Origin of the sequence: Natronomonas amylolytica (assembly GCF_037031205.1) — an archaeon.
GTDB classification, from domain to species: Archaea; Halobacteriota; Halobacteria; order Halobacteriales; family Haloarculaceae; genus Natronomonas; species Natronomonas amylolytica.
Genome location: NZ_JAYEZM010000005.1, coordinates 345,719 through 360,523, shown reverse-complemented (window position 1 = coordinate 360,523; position 14,805 = coordinate 345,719). Strand labels below are relative to the sequence as shown.

15 protein-coding genes and 1 tRNA gene are annotated in these 14,805 nt (G+C 61.3%); 11 read left to right on the top strand and 5 right to left on the bottom strand.

The features are described from left to right. Positions 1-352 precede the first annotated feature (352 nt). From trpG to U5914_RS09735, 5 genes are all read right to left on the bottom strand, one after another. Positions 353-940, bottom strand: a complete 588-nt coding sequence (gene trpG / locus U5914_RS09755; RefSeq protein ID WP_336135567.1) for an anthranilate synthase component II — start codon at positions 938-940, stop codon at positions 353-355. Next, on the bottom strand, positions 937-2,535 hold the full coding sequence (gene trpE, locus U5914_RS09750) for an anthranilate synthase component I (protein ID WP_336135566.1): 1,599 nt from the start codon (positions 2,533-2,535) through the stop codon (positions 937-939). The genes trpG and trpE overlap by 4 nt, the downstream gene beginning before the upstream one ends. Continuing rightward, the gene (locus U5914_RS09745) at positions 2,532-3,158 is read right to left on the bottom strand and encodes a phosphoribosylanthranilate isomerase (RefSeq protein ID WP_336135565.1); all 627 of its coding nucleotides are present in this window, start codon (positions 3,156-3,158) and stop codon (positions 2,532-2,534) included. The genes trpE and U5914_RS09745 overlap by 4 nt, the downstream gene beginning before the upstream one ends. Then, the gene (gene trpD, locus U5914_RS09740) at positions 3,155-4,156 is read right to left on the bottom strand and encodes an anthranilate phosphoribosyltransferase (protein ID WP_336135564.1); all 1,002 of its coding nucleotides are present in this window, start codon (positions 4,154-4,156) and stop codon (positions 3,155-3,157) included. The genes U5914_RS09745 and trpD overlap by 4 nt, the downstream gene beginning before the upstream one ends. A gap of 114 nt (positions 4,157-4,270) precedes the next feature. After that, positions 4,271-5,905, bottom strand: coding sequence for a hypothetical protein (locus U5914_RS09735; protein ID WP_336135563.1), 1,635 nt, complete (start codon positions 5,903-5,905; stop codon positions 4,271-4,273). Between the two features lie 234 nt (positions 5,906-6,139). Between U5914_RS09735 and U5914_RS09730 the strand changes: the two genes are divergently transcribed. The 11 genes from U5914_RS09730 to U5914_RS09680 all read left to right on the top strand — a co-directional run bounded on the left by U5914_RS09730 (position 6,140) and on the right by U5914_RS09680 (position 14,591). Next, a tRNA-Val gene (locus U5914_RS09730) sits at positions 6,140-6,214 on the top strand. Positions 6,215-6,677: 463 nt separating this feature from the next. Next, on the top strand, positions 6,678-6,941 hold the full coding sequence (locus tag U5914_RS09725; RefSeq protein WP_336135562.1) for an HNH endonuclease: 264 nt from the start codon (positions 6,678-6,680) through the stop codon (positions 6,939-6,941). A gap of 251 nt (positions 6,942-7,192) precedes the next feature. Continuing rightward, on the top strand, positions 7,193-8,848 hold the full coding sequence (locus U5914_RS09720) for a hypothetical protein (RefSeq protein WP_336135561.1): 1,656 nt from the start codon (positions 7,193-7,195) through the stop codon (positions 8,846-8,848). 88 nt (positions 8,849-8,936) lie between these two features. Beyond that, positions 8,937-9,299, top strand: a complete 363-nt coding sequence (locus U5914_RS09715) for a hypothetical protein (RefSeq protein ID WP_336135560.1) — start codon at positions 8,937-8,939, stop codon at positions 9,297-9,299. A gap of 2 nt (positions 9,300-9,301) precedes the next feature. After that, positions 9,302-9,700, top strand: a complete 399-nt coding sequence (locus tag U5914_RS09710) for a DUF8023 family protein (protein ID WP_336135559.1) — start codon at positions 9,302-9,304, stop codon at positions 9,698-9,700. Positions 9,701-9,735: 35 nt separating this feature from the next. Further along, positions 9,736-10,179 carry a hypothetical protein gene (locus U5914_RS09705; RefSeq protein WP_336135558.1) on the top strand — a complete coding sequence of 148 codons (444 nt, stop codon included), beginning with the start codon at positions 9,736-9,738 and terminating at the stop codon, positions 10,177-10,179. Then, the gene (locus U5914_RS09700; RefSeq protein WP_336135557.1) at positions 10,176-11,969 is read left to right on the top strand and encodes an Env/VP5 family phage fusion protein; all 1,794 of its coding nucleotides are present in this window, start codon (positions 10,176-10,178) and stop codon (positions 11,967-11,969) included. Before U5914_RS09705 ends, U5914_RS09700 begins: the two co-directional genes overlap by 4 nt. A gap of 5 nt (positions 11,970-11,974) precedes the next feature. Beyond that, positions 11,975-12,520 (top strand): DUF8063 family protein, encoded by a 546-nt coding sequence (locus U5914_RS09695; protein WP_336135556.1) that lies wholly within the window; start codon positions 11,975-11,977, stop codon positions 12,518-12,520. Further along, positions 12,517-13,323 (top strand): DUF8125 domain-containing protein, encoded by an 807-nt coding sequence (locus tag U5914_RS09690; RefSeq protein ID WP_336135555.1) that lies wholly within the window; start codon positions 12,517-12,519, stop codon positions 13,321-13,323. The genes U5914_RS09695 and U5914_RS09690 overlap by 4 nt, the downstream gene beginning before the upstream one ends. Continuing rightward, positions 13,316-13,603, top strand: coding sequence for a hypothetical protein (locus U5914_RS09685; RefSeq protein WP_336135554.1), 288 nt, complete (start codon positions 13,316-13,318; stop codon positions 13,601-13,603). The genes U5914_RS09690 and U5914_RS09685 overlap by 8 nt, the downstream gene beginning before the upstream one ends. Further along, positions 13,596-14,591 (top strand): hypothetical protein, encoded by a 996-nt coding sequence (locus U5914_RS09680; RefSeq protein WP_336135553.1) that lies wholly within the window; start codon positions 13,596-13,598, stop codon positions 14,589-14,591. Before U5914_RS09685 ends, U5914_RS09680 begins: the two co-directional genes overlap by 8 nt. Positions 14,592-14,805 lie beyond the last annotated feature (214 nt).

Sequence of the window (14,805 nt, the reverse complement as noted above, 5' to 3'; positions counted from 1 at the left end):
GTTGTTCGCTGGAACTCTTATAAGGATGGGTAGACCGTAGTGAAAGTGGTATTCGAACCCCCGAAACCGCAAGAAGGAAGCGATGTTTCCATTGGAAGTAATCGGGGGTTGGAATCAGCTCTTGTACGGTTGTGACAGCCCACACAGAAACCGTGTGGCTAGTCGGCACATCGCTACGGTGTCACAGCACAAAAACGGGCACATGGCCGGGAACTCCAGAAAATATATTTTTTCTTAGAATAATCGCCCGCCTTATTTTCGTCCGAGTTCTATTACTAGAATGTCGCAGTACCTCCCCCTGCTGCCGACGCGTGAAATCCGACAGCGGGACGGGCTGCCCTATGGGACGAAGCTATTCGACGCCTGCCAGGAAGTTCTCGATGAGGTCGTGGCCCACGCCGGTCAGCACCGACTCGGGATGGAACTGGACGGCCTCGATGGGGTGTTCGCGGTGGCGAACCCCCATCACCAACCCCTCCCCTTCGTGGTCGGTGGTCGCGGTCACCTCGAAGACGTCCGGCACCTCCAGAGCGACGAGGGAGTGATACCGACCACCCTGGAAGCCGTCGTCGAGACCCGCGAAGACGCCCTCGCCGTCGTGGTCGACCGAGAACGCCTTGCCGTGTATCGGCTCGGGCGCGCGGCCGACCGACCCGCCGTATTCGTGAACGGCCGCTTCGAGGCCGAGACAGACACCGAGCGTCGGCACCTCGGGGCTAATCTCCCGAAGCACGTCCATCGTCACGCCGACGTCGCGGTCGTTCTTCGGGTGGCCGGGGCCCGGCGAGATGACGATGGCGTCGGGGTCGACGTCGCGGACGTCTTCGAGGGAGGCCGTGTTCCGCAACACCTCGGTTTCGGTGCCCTCGTGCTGGCTCACGTACTCCACGAGGTTGTACGTGAACGAATCGAAGTTGTCGATAAAGAGGACGCGCGTCATTCGGCCATCCCCTCGATTTCGTCCTCGGGTGCCGATTCACGAATGCGGTCCAGCGCCGCCAGCACGCCGTCCATCTTCTTTTCCGTTTCCTCGAACTCGCTTTCGGGGTCCGAATCGGCGACGATACCGGCACCGGCCTGTACGGTCACGCGGTCGGTGCCGTCGACGCCGGCGCCGTCCTCGACCGTCGCGGTCCGGATGACGATGGCGAAGTCGGCGTCGCCGGTCCACGAGTAGTAGCCGACGCCGCCGCCGTAGAGGCCGCGCGGTCGCTCCTCGAGGTCGTCGATAATCTCCATCGCGCGGATCTTCGGCGCGCCCGACAGCGTCCCGGCGGGGAAGGAGGCCCGCGTCGCGTCGAAGGCGTCGCGGTCCTCGCGCAACTGCCCGGTCACCGTCGACTCGATGTGCTGGACGTGGCTGTACTTGAGGACGTTCATGAACTCCTCGACGCGGACGCTGCCGGCCGCACAGACGCGGCGAACGTCGTTGCGCGCGAGGTCGACGAGCATCGTGTGTTCGGCCCGCTCCTTGCCGTCCGCGAGCATCTCGCCGGCCAGCCGTCGGTCCTCGACGGGGCTGTTTCCGCGCGGGCAGGTGCCCGCGATGGGATTGCTCATCACCTCACGACCGCGGACCGACACTAGCGTCTCCGGGGAGGCGCCGACCACCGAGAGGTCGTCGTAATCGAGGACGTACATGTACGGCGAGGGGTTGACCTCACGAAGCGCCTCGTAGAGGCCGAGCGGGTCGATGTCGCCGTCCAGTTCCCGCGTGCGGGAGATGACGCCCTGATAAATGTCGCCGTCGAGGACGTGCTCTTTGGCGGTCCGCACCGCATCCTCGTAGTCCTCTTGCGGGCCGGCCCGCTCTGCGACCTGCTGGAACCCGCCCGTCGAGACCCCCTCGGCGTCGGCCAACAGTTCCTCGACGCGGTCGACCTCGTCTTGAAGTTCGTCGTAGATAGCGCCGGGGTCGTCGTCCTCGCGAACGACCGGCGTGAACGCCAGCGACACCGTCCCCGCCGCGTCGTCGAAGACCAGCGTCTTCGTGGTGAGGACGAACTGCGCGTCCGGGAACCGCGAGTCGGGATGTTCCAGTCCGACCTCGTCGAGCCACAGGTCGTAGACCGCATCGTAGGCCAGAAAGCCGACCAGTCCACCCTGCAGTTGCTGGCGCTCGGTCTCCGGGAAGTTCCGCAGCGGCAGGTCGGGTAGCGATGCCCGAAGCTTGTCGACCGTGTCGCCACCGTTGGGCGTCAGCAGGCCCTCGTAGCGGTCGTCGACCACCTCGACGGACGCACCCTCGTCGGCCTCGACGGTCACGACGGCCGCGGGGTCGTAGCCGACGAAGGAGTAGCGGGCGTGGCGGTCGGCACCGTGGCCGGCCGTGAACGCGCCATCGGGGTCGCTGGAGGCCACCTTCTCGGCGCTTTCCAGCAGGAAGGCGTAGTCGCCGGCCTCGGCGTCGGTCGTCCGGCCCGTCACCGCGGCGTAGGCCGCCAGCGGTTCGGTCGACGCGTCCAGTTCCGCGACGGCCCGAACCACGGCCGGGCCGTCGTCGGCCAGTTCCACGAACGCCTCGCGGGAGATCACGGTCGTTCGCCTCCCGCACGTACGAACGCCGAGACGGCATCGGGGTCCTTCCGGCCGGGGTCGGCCTCGACGCCGCTGGCGACGTCGACGGCGAACGGTTCGACCCGACGGACCGCCTCGCCGACGTTCTCCGGGGTCAGTCCACCGGCGAGTACGACCGGCGATGCCAGCGAGTCGACCAGTTCGGCCGTCCGGTCCCAGTCGTGTGTCTCGCCCGTGCCGCCCGCACCCGATTCGTCCAGCGAATCGACGAGCAGGGCGTCGGCAACCGTATCGTACTGTGTCGCGTCCTCGGGCGAGACCGCCTTGATGACGTCGCCCTGAACCTTCGCCGAGAGGTAGGCGAGGTCGCCGGACGAGAGGTCGCCGTGGACCTGTACGACATCGGGTTGGACGCGCGAGGCCAAATCGGCGGTCGCCTCGGGGCGTTCGGCCATCGTCACCAGCACCGTCGTCACGAACGGCGGCGCCGCGCGGGCGAGTTCGACCGCGCGCGTGGCCGAAATCTCACGGGGCGTGTCGGTCGAAACGTCGGCGATGAACCCGACGGCGTCGGCGCCGGCGTCGACGACCATCTCGAGGTCCTCGCGAGTGGTGATGCCACAGATCTTCACGCGCGTCATGGCTCGAACTCGCGGAGCGTTCGCAGTTGCTCCGCTGCGGCCCCGGAGTCGATGGATTCGCGGGCGGCGTCGACTCCCGCCTCCAGACTGTCGGCCTCCCCGGAGACGTAGATCGCCGCGCCGGCGTTCGCAAGGATGATATCCCGCTTTGCGCCGTCGACCTCGCCTTCCAGAATGCCGCGGAGGTCCGCCGCATTCTCCTCGGGCGTCCCGCCGGCGACGTCCTCGAGTCGGTGTTGCTCGACGCCGAGGTCGGCGGGCGTGACGGTGTATTCGGTGACTGATTCGCCGTCGACCTCGGCGACCGTCGACGCGCCGTGGACGCCGATCTCGTCCAGCCCGGCCCCGTGGACGACGAGCGCCCGGTCGACGGCCATATTCGAGAGCGCATTCGCGAGAACGGGCACGAGGTCCGAATCGTAGACGCCGACGACCTGTGCGTCCGCATCGGCGGGATTGGTCAGCGGACCGAGCACGTTGAAGATGGTCCGCATCCCCAGTTCCTTTCGCGGACCGATGACCGCCTTCATCGCCGGATGGAACACCGGCGCGAGCATGAAGCCCATGCCGATGTCCTCGATGCATCCCTCGACGGCCGACGGTTCGGCGTCGATAGTGACACCCACCTTCTCCAGTACGTCCGCGCTCCCCGACGAGGAAGACACGGAGTAGTTGCCGTGTTTGGCGACGGGGACGCCGGCGCCGGCGACGACGAACGAACTCGTCGTCGAGACGTTGATGGTGTCGTGGCCGTCCCCGCCGGTCCCGCACGTATCGACCAGCGGCTGTCGGTCGGGGTCTATCGTTCGGGCGGCACCGCGCATCCCCTGTGCGAACCCCGCGATTTCGGCCTCCGTCTCGCCCTTCGCGCGAAGGCCGGCCAACAGCGCGCCGATTTGAGCCTCCGTCGCGTCCTCGAAGACCCGCGATGCTGCGTCACGCGCTCCCGACTGCGTGAGATCGTCCCCGTCCGTCACTCGTCGAATGAAATCCTTCATGCTGAACACCAATGTCCGATGATGCGTTGTAATGTACAAGTAAGTACACTCGTTTAAGCCTGTCGCTACGGCTGACGCTGGCGGGGCGTGAAACCGAAAAGGAAAGCGGGTCAGTTATTCGTCGGCGGTGGGTGCGGGGAAGCTCGGGTACTCGGTAAACTGCGGGAGGCCACGGGTACCGGGCTGACATTCCTCGCCGTCACAGTCGACTTCGACGCCGACGCGCTTGTTCAGCACCTCGACGTCCGTGTACGTGTAGACGCTACCGTCCTCCCAGTAGCGGACTCGGGGCTCGACGGCGTACTCCTTCTCCCCGTCGCTGACCGCAAAGCGAAGCTGATTGTCACCGTAGTCGGGATTCGCACCGAGGGCGACGACGCCCGACGTGCCGGGACCCTCTCCCGACTCGTTGAGGGTCACGTCGTAGAGGACGACCGCGAGGACGCCGCCGTCGTTCTCACCGATGTACTGGACCTCTCGGTCGTACCCGGGGTCGACCTCGTCGTCACCCGTTATCGGGTTGTAGCTCGGGTCGTTGGGGTCCTGAATATCACACTGGTTCGGCGTCGCACCGAAGACGATGGCCGCGACGGCCTGCGGCGTCACCACATCCGTCGGCACGCCCGGCGGCTGGGCTTCCGACGGCAGGTCGTCGAACCACGGCACCTGCTCGAGCGGCACGTTCTCCTGAGCAACGTCTCCCACATCCGTACAGACCTCGCTCGGGACCGTCTCGTTTTCGTCGCCTCCGTCGTCGGCAGTCGGAGCTGGGAAGCTCGGGTACTCGGTGAACTGCGGGAGGCCACGGGTACCGGGCTGACATTCCTCGCCGTCACAGTCGACTTCGACGCCGACGCGCTTGTTCAGCACCTCGACGTCCGTGTACGTGTAGGCGCTACCGTCCTCCCAGTAGCGAACCCGCGGTTCGACGGCGTACTCCTTCTCCCCGTCGCTGACCGCAAAGCGAAGCTGATTGTCACCGTAGTCGGGGTTCGCACCGAGGGCGACGACGCTCGAAACACCGGGACCGTTACCGGATTCGTTGAGAGTCACGTCGTAGAGAACGACCGCGAGGACGCCGCCGTCGTTCTCACCGATGTATTGGACCTCTCGGTCGGCGGCCGGGTCCACCTCGTCGTCGCCCGTCACCGGATTGTAACTCGGGTCGTTGGGGTCCTGAATATCACACTGGTTCGGCGTCGCACCGAAGACGATGGCCGCGACGGCCTGCGGCGTCACTACATCCGTCGGTACTCCCGGTGGTTGGGCCTCCGACGGCAGGTCGTCGAACCACGGCACCTGCTCGAACGGCACGTTCTCCTGAGCAACGTCTCCCACGTCCGTACAGACCTCCTCGGGGAACGGTTGGTCCGTTTCGTTTTCGAGGGGCGTGTCGTCGATGGGCCCGCCATCGTCGGACGGCGTCTCGACGACATCGTCGACTCCGCTGTCGTCGAGGGAGACGTTCTCGTCGTCGGGCGAAACGCCATCATCAACCGAGATATTCTCGTCAACAACGGAGACGCCATCGTCATCGATCGAAACGTCGTCATCACCGACCGAGACGCCATCGTCATCGACCGATACTCCGTCGTCGCCGACCGACACTCCGTCATCGCCGACGGAGACGTCGTCATCAATGGAGACATCGTCACCATCGAGGGCCGCAGCAGGGGCGGCCGTAAAGCCGATGACCATCACGACGGCGAGGAAGCAGGATATGGCTGCTCTCACGGTACTCGATTCCATTGCTGCCTCGTTGTTGCTCGTTTCTCGGTATCACCCTTCTGCCCAGAATATACGGCGTTTTTTATATTACGGACGAAGCGACGGTTTCGCGGCCGGCAGCGACGTACAGCAGGTTTTTCGACGGCGACTACTCGCGGGTAGCGGTGTCACGGGGGAGAATGACGGACGGCGGGCTATTCCGAAAGGTTCAATTACCTTACCGAGGTATGAATGAGTGCAGGCAAGCACCAGCGTGGGTTCGTGGTCTAGGCTGGTTATGACACCTCCTTGACATGGAGGAGGCCGGCAGTTCAAATCTGCCCGAACCCATCCCACTTCTAACACTTTCGGTACCTCAAGTAAGCACTCACAAGTATCTTCTGCAGGTTCACCATCTTCACCCCGAAATAACTACCAGCGCGCGGATACTTTCAGAGGTGGTCCGCGTTGAGCGGATCACTCGTCGAATATCGCTGTCGGAGCTGCCACGACTGGTGTCTTAATCCTCGTCGAGAATCACCGACGAGATATCGGGAGTGCCGTGACTGCTACCGCGTACCCGACCTCCAGCGTGAGCCGGTCGACGAACTCCTCCCATCGCTTCACTGGTTCGTCGATTTCGACTCCGCTGCCCTTCCTTTCTCTCCCCACGAGTTTACTGCGGTAAGCATCCGCGAGCGAGCGGAATCCCCGTCTCGGAGCGGGCCGAGGCGAAACGAGCCGCAGGCCCGCGAGAATACGGCGTTTCTTGCGCGAGCGAGCGGTTCCCGCGTGCGCACCGACGGAGGTGAGGATGTCTAACCCTCCGTCTTTGTGCCATACTGGCGAGGGCTATGAGTACGTCCGGTGTCGCGCCAACGGAGCTGATGATACGGTCTACATCCATCGGCTCCTGTACGTTGCCGAACACGGCCTCGATTCCCTTCCTGCTGACTACGAGGTTCATCATCGTGACTCGGTTCCGTGGCTCAACATTCCGGATAACCTCGTCGCGGTCGAACCCGAGGAGCATTCGCGTCATCATCTCCACGACGATTCTCTCGCTTCCTCTCCATGAGCGGGGCCGATCAACAACCTGCGGCCTCTCGGCCTTCCAAGCAGACTAACTCTGTAAACACCTCTACCGACGAATTATCCGATTACGAGGAGAAAATCCACGAGCGCGTTTCGGAGTTCGTCCGAAACTATCCGGAGCTGGCCGACCTCCCGATCTCCGAACAACACCAGCGGTCACTCCGTCGGGTCGTGACCGAAGCCGAGTATGAGGACGTGTACGTTGAAACCGAAAAGGACGTGGACCGGAATTTCATGGTATCGGAACTCCAGCGGCGCGAAGCCGCTACTTGGGCTGATGCCGTCTCCGCGTTTCTCTTCGCGCACGCGGAGTATCGAGGACTGACGGCCCGCTTCGCGAACCACTACGGCGAATCATTTGAAATTCCGTTGATGGACGCATGGGGCGAATCGTACAGCAAAAAGGAGTACGCGCGGGCGATGGCGCTTGAGCGTGAGATGTCCGGCGGGAAGCGACCCACCGCCGGTTCGTCCGTCGGTGAATGGTCGAACCCGTCGACGGCGATGCTCACGTTCACCGCGTCATCGAAACCCGATTCGCGGCTTCCACCCATCGAACACCTCGACGCCATTCACGACGCTTTCTCGAAACACGGCGTTCGGGACGCACTACGGAATACGATGGAGTATCACCTCGGGCTCGACTCCGATGATTGGATATACTGGAGTCAGGCCGAACCGCACGGCATGGGTGCCGCTGCCGACCCGGACAAGAAACCGGGCGCGAACGCCTGTTACACCCATCTTCACGTCGGCGTTTACTTCGACCAAGATGCTCTCGCGACGACCTCGCTCGAAGAGGTCGGCAGTGAACTAGAACGAGTGATAGACAAGCATATAGAGGAATGTGACCCAGCGTCTTTCCGGGCGCACAACTATACCTCGATAGATTCTTACGTAGAAGATTCAGACGGCTGTATTTCGATAAATGGTGATATCGAGAATATGGGATCATATATGGCCGCCTACATGGGCGGCTACACCGAGGAGCTGATCGAGAAACCCATCGAATACCTCGCGTGGGGCGCGCTGTACTGGTCGGGTTCCCGTCGACGTGTCTCCCGTTCGGACCTCGCGAACGCTGCTATCAAAGCCGACGCTTGCGACCAGCGGTTTGAATCGGAACAGGCCGAACAGGACATTCCGCACGGTGAACTGGTCGAATGGAATGATGGCCGTGGTGCCGATGTCGTCTGTGCCTGCTGCGAAGCCTCGTGGCGGATTGACCAAAACCAACTTGAAGCGCCGACGACGGACGGCGGTGAGAAGATCGTCGAGGACGATGACCAGGAGGTCAGCCACTTCGACAAGTCGATGGCCGAACGGTGGCCCTCCGCGAGCGGTGGTGTCTCCATCGGTGAGACGCTTTCTCGGTCACAACTCCGAAGAGAGATTCTATCTCTCGTCGATGATTCTCCTCGCGACGACTGGACGATTCCCGAAGTGATGGGCCAACTGTCGCTGAAGCCGTCGAATCGGTCGTTCGTTGCTGACGTATTGGACGATCTCGATGAAGGGCGTACTCGCCCGGAAACTGATTCGTTCCAAGCACCGCCACCCTCGCCTGATGAGTGGGAACTCGACGCTATCATTGATAACGACGGTGAGGAACACGAACCCGGCGGTGGTGGCGGTGTCGATATGGTGAAACTCCATCTGCCGGTGAAAGCTATCGAGGAGGAAACCCGCCTTTCGATACCGCTCCAGAAGGCAGAGGTCTATCGGTGCCGTATCTGCGGGTTTTCCTCGCATGAGTCGGAGACGATGGCGTATCACTTCCACGATGATCACGGATTGGAGGAACCTGCAGCTGCCGACCGCGCGCTACGGTACCAGCATTATCATGACGAACACGGTGAGAAACGGCCTGAGACAGAATATCCGTATTAGGCCCCAAAGAACCGATTATCTCCAATATTTCAGTTTCACCGAGGTTCCCCTTAACCCCATTCCTTTATGTCTAGTATACTAGAATGCAATGGCGACAGACAAGCCAACCCCGCCCGAGGGGTTCGAAGAGTTCGAATCGAGTACGAACGACGGCGAAACCGAGACGGTCGACCTCGACCCCGGTGAGGTTCTGAGCGGCGTCGTTCTCGACCTCACCGAAGGCGAGAACGATAACGGTCCGTGGTACCGGCTCAAAATCAAGGACGAGTCGCGTGGTCTCGTGAAGTATTTCGCTAAGGACCAGGCGAAGCGTGCAGCTGCGGAGGGTCGCATCGAGGTCGGGGAACCGATCTGGATCGCGATGGACACCGAGGAAGAGTCCTTCGAACGTCGTGACGGTGAGACGGTTACCTACAACCCGACGAAGGTGGCCTTCCCCGGAGGTAACTAACGATGGCGTCGGCTCGCGCATCCCTCGACTCGACGCTTCGGGACTACGCCCAACTGAACACGGTGCCGGCGCTGCTATCCATCGTGTTCGCGGTGGCATCCCTGTACGCCTTCGGCGGCGTTTCCGAGATTCATCTGGAGTGGTTCAACTACACCCTCACGGCAGAACATTCGACGATCTTCTCGCTGGCTGTGCTGGCGGTCGCCTTCGCCAGCTCGGAAACGCGAGAGTTCCAGAACTACGAGCGATGGGAGCAGATCATGATCGCCCTCGCTCCGGTGCTGATCGTCGGGAACCAGTACACGAACTTCGTGAGTGACTTCATCGCGACGAACGCTCCGGCTGCTGGCATCGCGGCGTTTCTGATCACCGTCGCCTCGTGGGGTGTTGCGGTCCGATGAAGCGGATTACCGCGCTGCTGTTCGCGTTGGTCGTCATGCTGGCTGGTGTCGCTGGACTCGCTGCGGCGGCGACGTTCCACGACTCGACTCACTCGGTTTCGTCCAACACCTCGCACATCTTCGTCGACGTGGAGGACACGAACGGTTCGGACGTGACGGTGACGATCTACGGGATCGACTCGACCGGCGCTGAGACGCAGGTCAATCAGACAACGCTGAACGCGCCGTCCGGTGAGGTCGCGTCCTATCAGTACGAGGACGTGAACGCGACGAAGTACCCCGAGTACCGAGTTACGGTTGAAGGGACTGGTGACGCCCCGGTGTCTGTCGAATCCGGTGCAGCGGATGAAACGAGTTCGGGCGCTGGCTTCGACCTTTCTGAAACGTTCGCTATTCCCGGATGGGTCATAGCGATTATCGCGCTGGCTGTTGTCGCTGGTCTCCTCTCTGCGAATGGGAACGGAGGTCGTCGACGATGACTGAACGTCAGGACACAGTAAGCCCGTCTCCGACTCGTAGGGGGTTCCTCAAGACGGTTGCTGCTGGTGGCGCTGCCTGTGCCACGACCTCGACGATCTCCGCGCCTGCGGCTGCCGACGGCTACGATTGGAAGGAGACTATCGAGGACGCTACGCTCTACTCACTCGGCGGGCCGACCGCCCTCGGTGTCGACTACATGATGGGCAACAACTACGTCGATGAAGCGACAACTCGAATCGCCAACTACGCACATCGTCGATTCGGTGATATGCGAGATTACTCTGGATACACAGGAGCAGATGCTCTACATACAGAGATTATTACTGGTACCACCCAAATGCGACTTGCTGACGAGAAGGTTTTGACCTCTCTCGTCAACAATATCGAAGCCTCTGATAACGTCGCGTATTCGAAGGGTCAACTTGCTGTCGCTGACGCTCTCAATGCGGGTAAATCTGAGACGGAGGCTCAAAACCAGATGGAAACGACGTTAGATGATTACTTCTCCAAAGTTCAGAAGAATATTCTTGCCCACGTTGACACCCAGATGGGCCAGCTGTATCATATGATACAGCAGGTCGATTCCCACAGTAACCTATCAGTTGAGACCGTTTTCGAAGGGTATCAGTTGGATGGTAATAGCACGCCGTTTACTTGGGAGACGCTTACCTACTCGTTCAACCTGCTTAACGGGAACACGTACGATGTCACGGTTCCAAAAGTCACCAACGGCTCCGGCGACGAGATGAATTTCATTTGGGGGTGGCTTGATAGCTCCTCCGGTACCAGCGTCGACGACAATGTTACACACAAACCAACGCTGGCTAACTCTCCCGCAAGTCCTACCTACACCAGTAATGGATTCTGGGTTCGTGCCCGTGACACCGACGGTTCGTCCCTTAATCTGCAATGGAATGAGGCCTATAAAGACCCCGATGGCGATGGGGAATATAACGCGGTTCAGGTCTTTGAAGCGTGGGACCAGTTGGTTCAGACGCGGGATAATGTCTTTTCGGACCTCACGGGCTACGTTTCGGACGTGTACGCTGAGTATGAACCCGGTGAGGTTGACCTGACCGACGTGGTGGACCCGACGACCTTCGCCACCGAGATGGCTCAGGAAAACAACGACGAGGCCTTTAGACAGGCCGCCGCCGCCGAAGGCGGTTTCCCGACCGCCGCGACGGAAAACGTCGTTATCACGATTACTTCGACCGACGCCGACGGAAACGAGGTTTCCGACCAAATCCGTACCGACCTGTACACTCAACACGTCCCGACCGACGGGAGCGGCAACGAGGTTGGCTTCCAAGTCGGTGAAACCTACGACCCGAGTACGTGGTCCGAACCGCTGTTCATCACCTACCGGAGTCAGCAGGACGGCCACCAGAAGATGGGCCAGCTCGAGGACACCTTCACTATCAACAAAGCCTACGACCCCGATGGGACCGAGGTAGACACCTTCTCCGTTGAGGATACTACCACCCACACCTCCGACGTGCAGGAACTCCAAAACCAGTTGGACCAGTTGCGCCAAGAGCAGCTCCGTCTACAAGAGCAGGCCGAGAACACGGCTCCCAGTACCGACGATGGCGCAGGCGGTGGCACCGGCTCCGGTGGTATCATCGGCTGGATGAACAACAATCTCGGCATCGGCCCGATTCCCGGTGCTGCTGTCGGCATCGGCTCGATTTCGGCGGCGGCCTACGGTGTGTACAGTTCCACGGTCTCGGCGGCCTCGAATGCCGGGCCGAACATCAACGTCGGGAGAAACGGTCGGGACAAGTAACTGCCATGAAGCCCGTTTTCACGCTCGTACTCGCGCTGGTAGTCCTATCCGTTGCCTCCGGTGGTGTCGTTGCACAGGAGAACGCGACCGACGACGACCTCGACGCCAATCTCGAAGGTGAGGAGTGTCCGGAACCGGAAACTATCGACGAGAATACCGTACTCTGTGAGGCGTACCTGAACGACGACGGGAACGCGATTCTCGTTTTCAAAAGCGACGAACTCCAACGAGTTACCCTGACGGACTCCGGTGCGTTCATGGCTGGCGGTGAGGTGCCGCAAAGAGACGTCGTGCTTCGCTCCGAGGGTACGAATCACGTCGAATGGTCGGTGACGCAACACGACGGCTTCGCCGGGGTGTCTGTCTCGACCGGTTCGACCCTCTACGCTGTCCCGCTCGAAAATCGGTCGACGTTGATCGGCGGCCCGTGGGGTGCGAACGACGTACAACTCGCGGCGATCTCGTCGGCGACTGGTGTCGGCTCGGTCGCTATCATCGTCGTCATTCGAACCGTGCTTGGTCGAACCGAGGAACCGGAGCGGGTAGCATGACCGAACCGGAGTTGAAACAGCGGCCCTCGAAGCTCGCTCTCGCGGTCGATTTCGTCAAAAGTCGGCTTGGGACGCTGCTCATACTCGGCGGTATCGCCGCCGTCGCGTGGGGATACTTCGACCCCTCGTTTACCGTCTCCCGAGAGGCGAAGATCGTCCTGCTGTCGTTCATCGGTGCCGGTGTCCCGCTCGGACTGTTGTCCGGCAACTACATCACCAGCATCCTCTACGACCCGACGTTCATCTGGTTGATCGATCTCGACGCACGTCGGCTCGACGGCGGCCTCTACGCGATTCCCTACGCGGACTTCAAGGAGTTGACCGTCACGGACGAAGAGGGCGAACCGAACGACGTTCACGACATCACGCAGTTGACGCCACAGCTGTACGTCGGCAAGAAGGTCGACCTCCAAGAGATGACGGTCGTCGGGACGTGGCGCGGGACGCTCGATGACCGGGAACTCGCCCGGAGTCTCCAGAAGGTGCGTGAGTGCCGGAATCAACTCGAAGAGGACGCAAAGCGTGGCTTCGCCATCGAGACGAGCGCGTTTACTATCGTCCGAAACGCGGCCCGGGAAGCCACCCTCGACGTGATCGAGTCGTTCCAGGAGGGGACGCTTCCCGATGCTGGCGACTCCCTGAACGGTGCGGTAGATGACGCGCTGGAAGATTACGGACTCGAGGAAGAGTTGGACAACGAACTCACTCCCGAAGCCGTCGACGCCGAGGAGGTTTCGACGAGTCCCGAGGAGGAAGCCGGCGCCGAGGACGCGAACGGCGCGGAGGTGCCTGCCGATGACTAAGCGTCGACTCGTCGGCGTGTTCGTCTCGGTCGTGCTGCTCTACACGGCTTCGTCGACGGCAATGGACTACGTGGCGTCGACGCTTCCGAGTCGACCACCACGGCTCTACCTGACCGTCTCGCCGACGGTCGTGACGCTGCCGGTTCCCAGCATCGAGACGGTGTTCCTCGTGTTCGCTGGCTGGCTGCTCGGTGTCGCCTACGGAATCTACCTCTTCGAACGCCACAACAAGAACCGCTCGCTGACCGACCTCTTTCGTCAAAAACTGAACCATGAGTGACCCAGATAACAGCCTGCTGAACGCGTCGAAGCTCCGCGAACAGGTTCGCGGCGAGATGGAAGGCGCCGAGGAGCTTCACCCGCACGCGGGCGTCGTCTCCGACCCGAACCGGCAGTCTACGCTGTCGTTCGTCGAATCGGTGCTGGCTGAATCGGACCTCTCGGAGCGGAATATCGACGCCACTTCGTTCGGTGATACGGCGCTCGGTGAGGCCGTTACCTCGTCGTTCCTTACCGAGGAGGCCACCGAGGCAATTCACCGGGAACAGGCGTCGGTAGTCGCTCACTTCACCGGCATCACCGAACAGGACCTCGACGGCTCCCGGCTCCGGCTGCCGATGCGTATCAACTCGTGGCTGCACAACAACGATGCTCCGGCGTTCATCGTCGGCGCTGGAAACCCGAACACCGGCAAGACGAACACAATGAGCGAGCTGGTGGAAATTCGGAACTACGCCCTCGATGACGATCTCTTGGTACTCTCGAATATCCGTTCGTGGGACCGGACGGATCACGTCGTCACCAGCGCCCACGACCTCGCGGTGAAACTGCTGGAGCATCGGGAGCAACCGAAGTTCATCGTGCTCGACGAGGCGTCGACGCACATGGACGCTCGTGTGTATCGGCGGGAGGTTGCGACTCAATGGACGCCGCTGGCGAAGCGGTTCGCGAAGATTGGCGTCGACGCTGCTGGCGTCATCTGTCACACCGGGAAGGACCTCCATCCCGAGGCGAAGCGGCTTGCGACGCTTCCGTACTTCAAGTTAGAAAAAGACGTCGTCGAGTTCTACGAACGGTGGCCTGCTGATGCCGACTACCCGCAGGATGAGCGGATGACAATCGAGGACCTCGAACCGACCTCCTACGGCTATGACCCGGATGATGCTGCTCCGTGGAGTTGGAATCTTCGAGCTGACCTGTTCGCTGAGGACGTTACATGGAACTCCTTACTTGATTTACTTCGAAATAAAGGCCCAACTGAGAACTAATCTATCTGTCTGCTTCAATACCTATACTGCCTGTTATTGCGTGTCTCGATACAAATTGACGCTCTATTTTTCGTGCGACTCAGCCCTCGAAACGGGGAACGTTTTAAACAGGTTGCCTGTGCTACGGCTACCTGTAACGCAGTTTGCACGCGAGAAAACCGGGATGAGGGTGTGACCCAAGTTCCCCTCTCGACAATCGAATGTTGACGAGGGC